The 12,600-nt window shown below is 42.1% G+C and carries 14 protein-coding genes; 12 read left to right on the top strand and 2 right to left on the bottom strand.

The window, feature by feature from the left end; genetic code table 11:
* Positions 1-625: 625 nt before the first annotated feature.
* The 8 genes from rpmH (at position 626) to noc (ending at position 8,120) form a co-directional block, all read left to right on the top strand.
* Positions 626-760, top strand: coding sequence for a 50S ribosomal protein L34 (gene rpmH / locus M1M80_RS21515; RefSeq protein WP_003178075.1), 135 nt, complete (start codon positions 626-628; stop codon positions 758-760).
* Between the two features lie 152 nt (positions 761-912).
* A complete protein-coding gene (gene rnpA, locus M1M80_RS21510; RefSeq protein ID WP_003236647.1) occupies positions 913-1,263 on the top strand; it encodes a ribonuclease P protein component in 351 nt (116 codons plus the stop codon).
* Positions 1,264-1,407: 144 nt separating this feature from the next.
* Positions 1,408-2,193 carry a YidC family membrane integrase SpoIIIJ gene (spoIIIJ, locus tag M1M80_RS21505; protein WP_080010902.1) on the top strand — a complete coding sequence of 262 codons (786 nt, stop codon included), beginning with the start codon at positions 1,408-1,410 and terminating at the stop codon, positions 2,191-2,193.
* Positions 2,190-2,816 carry an RNA-binding cell elongation regulator Jag/EloR gene (gene jag, locus M1M80_RS21500; RefSeq protein ID WP_060399976.1) on the top strand — a complete coding sequence of 209 codons (627 nt, stop codon included), beginning with the start codon at positions 2,190-2,192 and terminating at the stop codon, positions 2,814-2,816. Before spoIIIJ ends, jag begins: the two co-directional genes overlap by 4 nt.
* Positions 2,817-3,127: 311 nt before the next feature.
* Positions 3,128-4,507: a tRNA uridine-5-carboxymethylaminomethyl(34) synthesis GTPase MnmE gene (mnmE, locus tag M1M80_RS21495; protein WP_003219255.1), complete on the top strand. Its 1,380-nt coding sequence runs from the start codon at positions 3,128-3,130 to the stop codon at positions 4,505-4,507.
* A 20-nt stretch (positions 4,508-4,527) separates the two neighbouring features.
* Entirely contained in the window at positions 4,528-6,414 is a 1,887-nt protein-coding gene (mnmG, locus tag M1M80_RS21490) for a tRNA uridine-5-carboxymethylaminomethyl(34) synthesis enzyme MnmG (RefSeq protein ID WP_060399975.1), read from the top strand.
* 13 nt (positions 6,415-6,427) lie between these two features.
* On the top strand, positions 6,428-7,147 hold the full coding sequence (gene rsmG, locus M1M80_RS21485; RefSeq protein ID WP_003236640.1) for a 16S rRNA (guanine(527)-N(7))-methyltransferase RsmG: 720 nt from the start codon (positions 6,428-6,430) through the stop codon (positions 7,145-7,147).
* Positions 7,148-7,268: 121 nt separating this feature from the next.
* On the top strand, positions 7,269-8,120 hold the full coding sequence (noc, locus tag M1M80_RS21480) for a nucleoid occlusion protein (RefSeq protein ID WP_003219249.1): 852 nt from the start codon (positions 7,269-7,271) through the stop codon (positions 8,118-8,120).
* 50 nt (positions 8,121-8,170) lie between these two features.
* Here noc and M1M80_RS21475 read toward each other — a convergent pair whose 3' ends face one another.
* Positions 8,171-8,611: a PH domain-containing protein gene (locus M1M80_RS21475; RefSeq protein WP_060400080.1), complete on the bottom strand. Its 441-nt coding sequence runs from the start codon at positions 8,609-8,611 to the stop codon at positions 8,171-8,173.
* 243 nt (positions 8,612-8,854) lie between these two features.
* On the opposite strand from M1M80_RS21475, the gene soj reads away from it, so the two are divergent.
* Both soj and spo0J read left to right on the top strand, forming a co-directional pair.
* Complete coding sequence (soj, locus tag M1M80_RS21470; RefSeq protein ID WP_003219244.1) at positions 8,855-9,616, top strand: sporulation initiation inhibitor protein Soj; 762 nt, start codon at positions 8,855-8,857, stop codon at positions 9,614-9,616.
* On the top strand, positions 9,609-10,457 hold the full coding sequence (gene spo0J, locus M1M80_RS21465) for a stage 0 sporulation protein Spo0J (protein ID WP_003236635.1): 849 nt from the start codon (positions 9,609-9,611) through the stop codon (positions 10,455-10,457). Before soj ends, spo0J begins: the two co-directional genes overlap by 8 nt.
* Before the next feature lie 39 nt (positions 10,458-10,496).
* Here spo0J and yyaC read toward each other — a convergent pair whose 3' ends face one another.
* Positions 10,497-11,114, bottom strand: coding sequence for a spore protease YyaC (gene yyaC, locus M1M80_RS21460; protein WP_060399974.1), 618 nt, complete (start codon positions 11,112-11,114; stop codon positions 10,497-10,499).
* A 130-nt stretch (positions 11,115-11,244) separates the two neighbouring features.
* On the opposite strand from yyaC, the gene M1M80_RS21590 reads away from it, so the two are divergent.
* Complete coding sequence (locus M1M80_RS21590) at positions 11,245-11,376, top strand: hypothetical protein (protein ID WP_266131954.1); 132 nt, start codon at positions 11,245-11,247, stop codon at positions 11,374-11,376.
* Between the two features lie 163 nt (positions 11,377-11,539).
* Positions 11,540-12,556, top strand: coding sequence for a YkvI family membrane protein (locus M1M80_RS21455; protein ID WP_060399973.1), 1,017 nt, complete (start codon positions 11,540-11,542; stop codon positions 12,554-12,556).
* The last annotated feature ends 44 nt before the right edge of the window (positions 12,557-12,600 follow it).

The following is a 12,600-nucleotide window of genomic DNA, read 5'->3' as shown; positions in this document are numbered from 1 at the left end:
TTCCGGCACGTCCCTCCTTTTCATAGAAAATGGTGTCTTTCTCTGTTATAGAACACAAAAAAAGAGCAAATGGCGCTTGCCATTCGTACACATTAAATGTTGAAAACATATAATATAGTAGATAAATAGCTTTTCGACAAATTTCACAACTTGTGGACAACCTTCTACACAAGCTGTGTGAAAACAATCCACAACTTATCCACAATTTGTGGATAAAGAGGAAAGGTGAGATTAGTAATCAAGAGTTAAAACACAAATATAATACCAGAATAAACGAGAGCTTGCAATGGTTGTCACAATCTTATCCACAAAGCGGACAACCTGTTGAAAAAATCTTGTCCACAGGGGTTGGTAATGTGAAAATGTTGTCGATAACCTCTGTGGATATTAAAAAAAGGCGAAAAAGATATCCACATTCATGATTTTAGGGGGAAATTGTTTGGATTCGACTTTTTTTCGTTAAATTAAGGAATCTAAAAAATAAGGTTTCGAAAGTTGAAAAGGTATGGTATCCTATTATGGTTGCAAGAAATAAAAGCACTAGTGAAGTTGACAATGAATAGGTAACGCAAATATAATAAGTAAGACTGTCTTTAACAGCTATTCCTCGAGGGAGGTGTCATAAATGAAAAGAACATTCCAACCGAATAACCGTAAACGCAGTAAAGTTCATGGCTTCAGAAGCCGTATGAGTTCAAAAAACGGTCGTCTAGTTTTAGCACGCCGTCGCCGCAAAGGCAGAAAAGTATTATCAGCTTAGGCCACTGAATAATGTCAGTGGTCTTTTTTCACGTTATGGGAAAAGATAGATGTGATGCGTAAGGAACCGGGGCATGCTTCCTGGTTCTGATGCATCTCATTGTCATCATAAATTTTTAAAAGTTTCTGCCAGCCAGTATCGGAGTGAGTCAATTGAAGAAGCGAAATCGTTTAAAGAAAAATGAAGACTTTCAAAAAGTGTTTAAGCAGGGGACATCCGTAGCGAACCGCCAGTTTGTCTTATATACGCTAGATCAGCCTGAAAACGATGAGCTGCGTGTCGGGCTTTCCGTCAGCAAAAAAATTGGCAACGCTGTGATGCGAAATCGGATCAAACGTTTGATTCGGCAGGCCTTTCTTGAAGAGAAAGAGAGACTGAAGGAAAAGGATTACATCATTATTGCCAGAAAACCGGCGAGCCAGCTGACATATGAGGAAACGAAAAAAAGTCTGCAGCATCTATTCAGGAAGTCTTCTTTATATAAGAAATCCTCGTCAAAGTAGGCATTGCCACTGCTTTCTTACAACTTTTAAAAGCGCTTCCTTTCTGGTTGATCAGAAAAAGACACCATTTAAAACTGAAAGATGCTAAAATACATACAAGTATGCTTTGCAATAAAAGAGTGTAGAGATTAATTATAGGAGGAAATGTTGTTGAAAAGGAGAATAGGGTTGCTATTAAGTATGGTTGGCGTATTCATGCTTTTGGCTGGATGCTCGAGTGTGAAAGAGCCGATCACTGCAGATAGTCCGCATTTTTGGGACAAGTACGTAGTATATCCATTGTCTGAGCTCATTACGTATGTAGCGAAATTGACGGGAGATAACTATGGACTTTCAATTATTCTTGTTACCATTTTAATTCGTTTATTAATTTTACCGCTGATGATTAAGCAGCTGAGAAGTTCGAAAGCGATGCAGGCTTTACAGCCGGAAATGCAAAAGCTTAAAGAAAAGTACAGCTCAAAGGATCAAAAAACACAGCAAAAGCTTCAGCAGGAAACAATGGCTTTATTCCAAAAGCATGGGGTCAATCCGTTGGCGGGATGTTTCCCGATTTTAATCCAGATGCCGATTTTAATTGGATTCTATCATGCGATCATGAGAACGCAGGCGATTTCAGAGCATAGTTTCTTGTGGTTTGACTTAGGAGAAAAAGATCCTTTCTATATTCTTCCTATCGTTGCCGGTGTCGCTACATTTGTTCAGCAAAAGCTGATGATGGCGGGCAATGCGCAGCAAAATCCGCAAATGGCGATGATGCTTTGGATTATGCCGATTATGATTATCGTATTTGCGATCAACTTCCCGGCGGCACTTTCTCTTTATTGGGTAGTCGGTAACTTGTTTATGATTGCGCAAACTTTCCTCATTAAAGGACCTGATATTAAAAAAGATCCTGAACCGCAAAAAGCTGGAGGAAAGAAAAAGTGAGGAATGTGACTGCTGCAGGGCGAAATGTCGATGAAGCAGTACAATCCGGGTTGCGAGAGCTGGAATTAACGAAGGATAAGGTTGAAATTACCGTTATTGAAGAGGGAAACAAAGGGTTTCTCGGTATTTTCGGTAAAAAGCCGGCGGTCGTAAAGCTGGTTGAAAGGATTGATCCGATTCAGCAAGCGAAGTCTTATCTTCAGACGATTGCCGAAGCCATTGCAGGGAAGTCTGATGTGACTGTTCAAGAAAGCAAAAAGACAGTACGTTTCCATATAACAGGTGAAAAAGCGGCATTGTTGATTGGGAAAAGAGGACAAACCTTAAATGCCCTTGAAACTTTGACGCAGCTTGTCCTTAACCGTAATCCAGGCCAATATAAAAATGTGACGGTAGATGCAGAAAACTATCGTTTAAAAAGAAAAGATACACTGAGCCAGCTGGCCATCAGGCTTGCAGACCAGGTTTTGAAAACGAAAAAAGCAGTACATCTGGAACCTATGCCGTCCAGTGAAAGAAAAATCATTCATGATACTCTTTCTGGATATGCAGATCACCAGATCAAAACGTATTCAATGGGTGAAGGTGAAAATCGCCATCTCGTTATTTCCCATAAAAGATAGCATAAAACCGAAGTCCGGTAAAAATCGGATTTCGGTTTTTTTGTATGAGAAAAGTCTATTTTTCCTAGTAATATCAAGCTTTTGCCGTTTAAGTTTTTTCTTTTTAGGTGTATCCTGTTGATAAAAAGGAAGTTCAGGAAATAAAATTAATTGTTATTCACATGTGGATAAGTTAAAGTAATAGGAGGCGAATTCCTAATTCTGTGGATAACACATCTTCCACTTCGAACCAAACTATGTTATCTTTTAGTTTTGGCATAATAAAAATTTTTTTATATAGATGAAAGTATAAGTAAAGAGAGGTGAACAGCATGGATACAATTGCAGCAATTTCCACACCGATGGGTGAAGGCGCGATTGCGATTGTACGGTTGAGCGGACCAGAAGCAATTCAAATCGCAGATAAAATTTATAAAGGACCGAAGGGAAAAACACTCAGCTCGGTCGAATCACATACGATTCATTATGGTCATATCGTAGACAGACCTTCGGATCGTGTCGTTGAGGAAGTAATGGTATCAGTGTTAAAAGCACCGAGAACTTTTACACGTGAAGATGTCATCGAAATTAACTGTCACGGGGGAATTGTGACTGTGAACCAAGTGCTTCAGCTCGCATTGAGAGAGGGAGCGAGACTTGCAGAGCCGGGTGAATTTACAAAACGCGCATTTTTAAACGGCCGAATCGATCTTTCACAGGCGGAAGCGGTTATGGACTTAATCAGAGCGAAAACGGACCGGGCAATGAACGTCGCTATGAACCAAATGGAAGGGCGTCTTTCTGCTTTGGTGCGCCGTTTGCGCAGTGAGATTTTAGAAACGCTCGCTCATGTTGAGGTGAATATAGATTATCCGGAGTACGATGATGTAGAGGAAATGACGCATCAGCTTTTGGTTGAAAAGGCAACCGCCGTGAAAAAAGAAATTGAGGCGCTGCTGAGGACTTCTGAGCAAGGGAAAATCTTGCGTGAAGGTCTTTCTACTGTCATTATCGGCCGGCCGAATGTGGGAAAATCATCTCTTCTGAACAGTCTTGTTCATGAGGCGAAAGCCATTGTGACCGATATTCCCGGAACGACTCGGGATGTGATTGAGGAATACGTTAATGTAAGGGGCGTTCCGCTCCGTCTGGTTGATACAGCAGGTATTCGTGAAACAGAGGATATTGTAGAACGAATCGGTGTTGAACGTTCTCGCCAGGTTCTAAAGGAAGCGGACCTGATTTTACTTGTGCTTAATTATAGTGAAGAGCTTTCTGAAGAAGACGTGAAGCTTTTTGAAGCCGTTGAGGGCATGGACGTTATCGTGATTATGAATAAGACTGACCTTGAGGCGAAGATTGACAGTGAACGTGTCCGTGAGCTTGCCAATGGACGTCCTGTTGTTACGACATCTCTACTAAAAGAGGAAGGCATCAATGATTTGGAAGAAGCGATTCAATCGCTGTTCTACACGGGTGCCATTGAAAGCGGGGATCTGACTTATGTCAGCAACACACGTCATATCTCTATTTTACAGCAGGCCAAACGTGCCATTGAAGATGCGCTTAGCGGCATCGAACAGGATGTCCCGATCGACATGGTGCAAATCGACCTTACAAGATGCTGGGAGCTTTTGGGCGAAATTATCGGAGATTCTGTCCACGAAAGCTTAATTGACCAGCTCTTTTCGCAATTCTGTTTAGGAAAATAATAAAAGGAGGAACTAGAATCATGGGGTATGAAGCAGGCCAATACGATGTGATTGTGATTGGCGCCGGGCATGCCGGTGTTGAGGCTGCCCTCGCATCTGCACGCCAAGGCGCCAAAACGCTTGTCTTGACCATCAACTTAGATATGGTTGCATTTATGCCATGTAATCCGTCTGTCGGCGGCCCCGCAAAAGGGATTGTCGTCCGCGAAATTGACGCGCTCGGCGGAGAAATGGGCAGAAACATCGATAAAACGCATATTCAAATGAGAATGCTGAATACTGGAAAAGGTCCTGCGGTCCGTGCATTGCGTGCCCAAGCAGACAAATTCCAATATCAGCACGAAATGAAAAATACGCTTGAAAAAGAACCAAACTTAACATTGCTGCAAGGAATTGTGGAGCGGCTGATCGTTGAAGACGGCGAATGCCGCGGTGTGATTACACAAACCGGCGCGCATTATCGTGCGAAAGCCGTTGTCATGACGACTGGGACATATTTAAGAGGGCGAATCATTCTTGGTGATCTGTCTTATTCAAGCGGTCCGAACAACCAGCAGCCTTCTATTAAGCTTTCTGAGCATTTGGAAGAACTGGGCTTTGACCTTGTTCGTTTTAAAACAGGTACGCCGCCTCGCGTCAAAAGCGACACGATTGATTACAGCAAAACGGAAATCCAGCCTGGTGACGATGTGCCTCGCGCTTTCTCATATGAAACAGTGGAATATATTACAGATCAGCTTCCTTGCTGGCTGACATATACAAGCCCTGAGACACATGAGATTATTGACAGCAACCTGCACCGTTCACCGATGTATTCCGGTATGATCAAAGGTACGGGCCCAAGATACTGCCCGTCCATTGAAGATAAAGTTGTCCGTTTTAATGATAAACCGCGTCACCAAATCTTCCTTGAGCCGGAAGGCAGAAATACGCAGGAAGTCTATGTCCAAGGTTTATCTACAAGTCTTCCAGAAGATGTGCAGCAAAGAATGCTTGCAACGATTCCGGGTCTTGAAAACGTGCAAATGATGAGAGCTGGCTATGCGATCGAGTACGATGCGATTGTACCGACACAGCTATGGCCGACACTTGAAACGAAAAAAATCACAAACCTGTTTACTGCAGGCCAAATTAACGGAACATCCGGTTATGAAGAAGCCGCAGGACAAGGAATTATGGCAGGAATCAATGCAGGTCGAAAAGCGCTTGGAAAAGAAGAAGTGATTCTGAGCCGTTCTGACGCCTATATTGGTGTTCTGATTGATGACCTTGTGACAAAAGGAACCAATGAACCATACCGTCTATTGACATCTCGTGCTGAATACAGACTGCTTCTTCGTCATGACAATGCTGATTTGCGTCTGACAGAAATCGGACACAGCATTGGATTGATTTCTGATGAGCGCTATGCAGCTTTTGAGAAGAAAAAAGCGGCAATTGAAGCGGAGAAAAAACGTCTGCATTCTGTGATTATCAAGCCGTCTCCGGAAAATCAAGAGTATATCCGTTCTCTTGGCGGAAGCGAATTGAAAGATGGCGTTCGCGGCACAGACTTGATGAAACGTCCTGAAATGAACTATGAAACAGTCACTAAACTGGCGCCGCCAGAAGTGCCGGTTCCGCAAGACGTGGCAGAACAAGTAGAAATCCAAGTGAAATATGAAGGATATATTGAAAAATCTCTTCAACAAGTGGAAAAACTGAAGAAGATGGAAAACAAAAAAATTCCGGATCGAATTGATTATGACGCAATTAAAGGGATAGCGACTGAGGCGCGTCAAAAGCTGAAAAATGTGCGTCCTTTGTCTGTTGCCCAAGCTTCCCGCATTTCCGGTGTAAACCCGGCGGACATTTCAATTCTATTGGTGTATTTAGAGCAGGGACGCATTGCGAAGATAGCCGAATAGAAAGGATGACGGCATGAATATTGAAGAATTCACTTCTAGTTTGGCGGAAAAAGGGATCTCCCTTTCTCCCCGTCAGCTGGAACAATTTGAGCTGTATTACGACATGCTGGTTGAATGGAATGAAAAAATCAATCTGACTTCAATTACAGAGAAAAAAGAAGTGTATCTTAAGCATTTTTATGATTCCATCACAGCCGCTTTTTATGTCGACTTCAATCAAGTGAACACGATTTGTGATGTCGGAGCGGGAGCGGGTTTTCCGAGTCTTCCGATTAAAATATGCTTTCCGCACCTCCATGTCACAATCGTGGATTCACTAAACAAACGGATTACGTTTTTAGAAAAGTTGTCTGAAGCTTTGCAATTGGAGAATACGACATTCTGCCATGACAGAGCTGAAACATTCGGACAGCGGAAAGACGTACGGGAAAGCTATGATATTGTGACGGCGCGAGCAGTTGCAAGACTATCTGTTTTAAGTGAACTTTGCCTGCCTCTGGTAAAGAAAAACGGTTTATTTGTTGCTTTAAAAGCCGCATCAGCTGAAGAAGAACTGAATGCAGGTAAAAAAGCGATCACAACGCTTGGGGGAGAACTTGAGAATATCCATTCCTTTAAGCTGCCTATTGAAGAAAGCGATCGTAATATTATGGTGATACGCAAGACAAAAAATACACCTAAGAAGTATCCAAGAAAACCGGGAACTCCTAATAAATCGCCAATTGAAGGGTAATTTAGACAGCCTGATATGACAATACCATCATATTTTCATCAAAATTGATGGATGTACAGCAGGAAAAACCATGAGAAAATAGAATTATAAAAATGGCAGTTTTTAAAGGTGGTGTAGGTACATGAAGCATTCATTCTCTCGTTTCTTCGGGCTTGGTGAGAAGGAACAGGAACCGGAGATTGCTGAACATGAAACAAACAAAGAAGAGATTCTGGAAATACCGGTAAATGCTATCGTTCCCAACCGTTTTCAGCCACGCACCATTTTCTCAGATGAAAAAATCAAAGAGTTAGCAATGACCATTCATACACACGGCATTATTCAGCCGATTGTTGTCAGGCATACAGAAGAAGAAGGCCAATACGAACTCATTGCAGGTGAAAGACGCTGGAGAGCGGTGCAATCGCTCGAGTGGGAAAAGATTCCGGCTATTATTAAGGATTTTTCCGACACGGAAACCGCTTCTGTGGCGTTAATTGAAAACTTGCAGCGGGAAGAACTGTCTTCTATTGAGGAAGCGCATGCCTATGCTCGGCTTCTTGAGCTGCATGACTTAACACAGGAAGCACTCGCACAGCGTTTAGGAAAAGGGCAATCCACAATTGCGAATAAGCTGCGGTTATTAAAGCTGCCTCAGCCGGTCCAAGACGCGATTATGGAGAAGAAAATCACTGAGCGTCATGCCAGAGCGCTGATTCCGCTGAAACAGCCTGAGCTCCAAGTCACACTGCTCACAGAGATTATTGAGAAAAGCTTAAATGTAAAGCAGACGGAAGACCGCGTGGTGAAAATGCTGGAGCAAGGCCAGAGAAAACCAAAGCCGAGACGCAAAGCGTTCAGCAGAGATACAAGAATTGCAATGAACACGATTCGCCAGTCACTATCAATGGTTGAAGACAGCGGTGTAAAATTGAATACGGAAGAAGAAGAATTTGAAGAATATATTCAATTAACGATTCGCATACCAAAATAAAAGCTCTCCTGATAAGCAGGGGAGCTTTTTGTGTTTGTGGTAAAAGGAAATTAATTACTTTTACTGAATATTATTATATTAGAATTCTTTTCTTTGAGCTTGTGGATAAATTCTTCAGTATTTTGCGGTGAAATCACAGCATGTCCCCATCCCCCCTGATAATATATCGTGATGGCATGACGAGAGCCGATCAGACGAAAACCTGACCACAGCTTCTTTTTTTGAACCACTTTTTCGATTTTTTCGTAAGGAATTTGATGTTTGATCAGTCCGGCTTTAATGATCAGGTGGTGCTCCTTCAATACATATTTCAGGTCAATAAAGCTCCAAATGATGAGCACATTTAAAAGAGTCAGCAGAGCAAAAATGATCCAGCCTGAAACCCTTACATTTCCCAGCACAAAAGGAACAATGGCATCCGCTTGTAGCAGTAATATGAGAAACACGATCATCAGCGTAACGGGTATATCTCTCTTTGTTTTATAAACCATATTCTCACCGTCCTGTACATTCTGCACTGTAACTTCTTCTTTTTTTCTTTAAGAAATTCCTTTTTTAAGTCAAAAAAACATAGAAATTACAGAATTTATAAGAGAAAGCATATAGCGTGCTTGAATTTTCAATTATTTCCTTTCTGAATTGGAACAAAATGATGAAAAAAATGAAACGCTTTAATCTTTTTTTGATAGAATAGAAGCAAGATAGTACATGTTCATGTGAAAGTAGGTGACATCGTGGGAAAAATCATAGCAATTACGAACCAAAAAGGCGGAGTCGGCAAAACAACGACGTCTGTCAACCTTGGGGCATGTTTGGCTTACATAGGGAAAAGGGTTCTGCTGGTAGATATTGATCCGCAGGGAAATGCGACAAGCGGATTAGGGATTGAAAAAGCCGATGTAGAGCAGTGTGTGTACGATATTTTAGTAGATGATGCAGATGTAATAGATATTATTAAAGCAACGACAGTAGAAAACTTGGACGTGATTCCTGCGACGATTCAGCTTGCTGGAGCTGAAATCGAGCTGGTTCCGACGATTTCAAGAGAAGTGAGACTGAAGAGGGCGCTTGAAGCAGTAAAGCAGAATTATGATTATATTATCATTGATTGTCCGCCGTCATTGGGACTGCTGACGATTAACGCGCTTACTGCCTCAGATTCCGTTGTGATTCCTGTACAGTGCGAATATTACGCCTTAGAGGGGCTCAGCCAGTTATTAAATACAGTACGCCTTGTGCAAAAGCATTTGAATACTGATTTAATGATTGAAGGAGTATTGCTGACAATGCTTGATGCCCGGACCAATCTCGGCATTCAAGTGATTGAAGAGGTTAAAAAATATTTTAGAGATAAAGTATATAAGACGGTTATTCCACGTAATGTCCGTCTGAGCGAGGCACCGAGCCACGGAAAACCCATCATTTTATACGATCCGCGGTCAAGAGGTGCGGAAGTATATTTAGATTTAGCAAAGGAAGTGGCTGCGAATGGCTAAAGGCCTTGGAAAAGGGATTAATGCGTTGTTTAATCAGGTCGATTTGTCTGAAGAGACTGTTGAAGAAATTAAAGTTGCCGATTTACGCCCTAATCCTTATCAGCCAAGAAAACACTTTGATGACGAGGCATTAGCTGAACTAAAAGAATCCGTGCTGCAGCATGGCATTCTCCAGCCGCTTATCGTCAGAAAATCTTTAAAAGGCTATGATATTGTTGCAGGTGAGCGGCGTTTTCGTGCGGCAAAGCTGGCGGGTTTAGACACGGTTCCGGCGATTGTCCGTGAATTATCAGAGGCATTAATGAGAGAAATTGCTTTACTGGAAAACCTTCAGCGTGAAGATTTATCGCCGCTTGAAGAGGCTCAGGCCTATGACTCTTTGCTGAAGCACTTAGATCTCACACAAGAACAGCTTGCCAAACGTCTTGGCAAAAGCAGACCGCATATTGCGAATCATTTAAGATTGCTGACATTGCCAGAAAACATTCAGCAGCTTATTGCCGAAGGTACGCTTTCTATGGGGCATGGCCGCACGCTTCTTGGCCTGAAAAACAAAAATAAGCTTGAACCGCTTGTACAAAAGGTCATTGCAGAGCAGCTCAATGTTCGTCAGCTTGAGCAGCTGATTCAGCAGTTAAATCAGAATGTTCCACGTGAAACAAAGAAAAAAGAACCCGTTAAAGACGCAGTTCTAAAAGAACGGGAATCCTATCTCCAAAATTATTTTGGAACAACAGTTAATATTAAAAGACAAAAGAAAAAAGGCAAAATCGAAATTGAATTTTTCTCTAATGAAGATCTTGATCGGATTTTAGAGCTATTGTCTGAACGTGAATCGTAAAAAAAGAAACCATCTTTCCAGCGAAGATGGTTTCTTTTTTTATATTCGCCCAGTGAGCCGTTGCAGCGGGCTAAGGCGTTCCTGCCTCCACTCTGTTCGATCTGTTAAACTCAATCCTTCAGCAAGAACATTTGCCATATTCATGACCAAGTTCAGCCTTGTATTTTGTAAAACAAAGTATTCCATAAAACCACTCACATTCACAATTCCATTAATATGAAGATCTCCCACTTCAGGCAGGTCTTTTTGCACTCCGGCTCCGGGCTTTAATGGCCCGTCTCCGATTTGAAACGATCCTACACTTTTGACGCGTCCTAAGCATGCATCGACTGCTATAATAAATGGATTTTTATGTAATTTTTGAATGTCATTGATTTTATCTTTCATATTCACAGCATGGACTGGGTCAGATAAGGTACCATAGACATGAAATCTGGTGAGCTGCATCTGTTTGAGTTTCATTCCTACGAGCGGGCCTAATGAATCACCGGTTGAACGGTCTGTTCCGATACAAACCACGACAATTGGTTTGCCGGCAGCTTTACGTAAGGATGATGAAAGGATGGTTTGGATTTGTTTTGCTGCAGCTGCATCTGTATGTGAAACATATTGCTTTACTCGTTCCTGAGAAGAAAAAAGCCCGCCTTTTCGATTCATAGGTTTCACTTCCTTGTTATAGTAGGTAACAGAATAGCTATGGTGTGTATGTAGATATGTAAGGTTGTTTACAGTATATCCAGCAGTACGGTCTTTTATGCTTTGTGTATGGGATAGGATATTTTTTGAAATGGAGGGTATTAATGGTTGTCTGCCGGACATTGATTTCGGCGGCATCGGGTATCTGGATGAAGATGCATACAAAGGAATGTTAGAACAAGTGAAGGATGAGGTTCATTCCTTATTTCCGCGGACAAATTAATATCGGTTTTCGACTGCCTGCATTGGCAGTCTTTTTTTATGTGTATTTCGTATGATAATTTCACCTTGTGGTCAATGTCTATGAAAATATGGCATTTTTGCTTTGTGTTATTTATATAGTAGCAATAACAGGAACAAGCTGAACTCTGTGCTATGAGGTGATGATGTTGTGGAGAGCCGGAATGAAGTGGATGCTGCTCATATTAGGGAGCCTGATCGGGGCCGGATATGCGAGCGGTCAGGAGATATGGCAGTTTTTTGGGGCGGAAAGCGGACTTGCTATTGTGCTGTTTACAATCATGTTCATTTTTTCGTCTTATATTGTGATGAAAATCGGTTTTAAGGTTCAATCCACTCATTTTCTGCCGGTTCTGGAACATTTGATGGGACCATGGCTGGCGAAAATTTATGATGTCCTCATCGTTTTTTATTTGTTTTCGACGACTATGGTGATGATTGCCGGAGGCGGTGTGACCCTGCAAATGTACAAGCTTCCTTTCTGGTGGGGAATCGCGCTGATTTGCATCGTGACAGTGTGTTTGTTTTTCTGGGATGTGAAAGGAATATTATCAGTAAATGGCTTTTTGATACCTGTTTTAGTAGCGGGGCTGCTGTATGCGCTGATCTCCTTTCAGAGCACCCATCACCATACATGGACGATAGATTTGACGCGGCAGTATAACTGGCCTGCGAGCATTACGTTTACCTCTTTAAATATCCTTTCAGTTGTCGCGATTTTATCCTCCGTTGGGAAAGAAATGAAAGGACTCGGAGAAGCGAAAATCGCAAGTGTGGCAAGCGGACTTATTTTTGGCGTGATCTCTTTTGTTTATAATGAAACGTTAGTGGATCTGGCGGGCTCCCTTTCTCAGTTTGAAATACCGTTGTTTGCCGTTTTGGAGGGGGCGCCTTATTTCCTTTTTTTATGTATGACGGCGGTGCTGTGCCTGGCGATTTACACGACGACGGTGGCTGGTTTGCTGGGGCTGTCCAGCCGGCTGATGGCGTTTGTTCGTATGCCGAGATGGATGATTGTGTTGATTCTGTTAGCGTTGATGGTGCCTTTTACTTCTTTCGGATTTTCTGATTTAATCGCGTTCTTGTACCCGATATACGGGATGCTGAATTTATATTTGTTAGTTTGTCTGCTGTTATATCCTATTTTAAGTAAATGGAAATAAGAGGATATCTTTCTTTTCGGATATCTTGATTGCTCTTATGATCG

It is taken from the genome of Bacillus inaquosorum, assembly GCF_023238325.1.
Classification (GTDB): Bacteria; Bacillota; Bacilli; order Bacillales; family Bacillaceae; genus Bacillus; species Bacillus inaquosorum.
The sequence above is the reverse complement of the archived record's forward strand: the minus strand, read 5'-3'. Positions and strand labels throughout refer to the sequence as shown.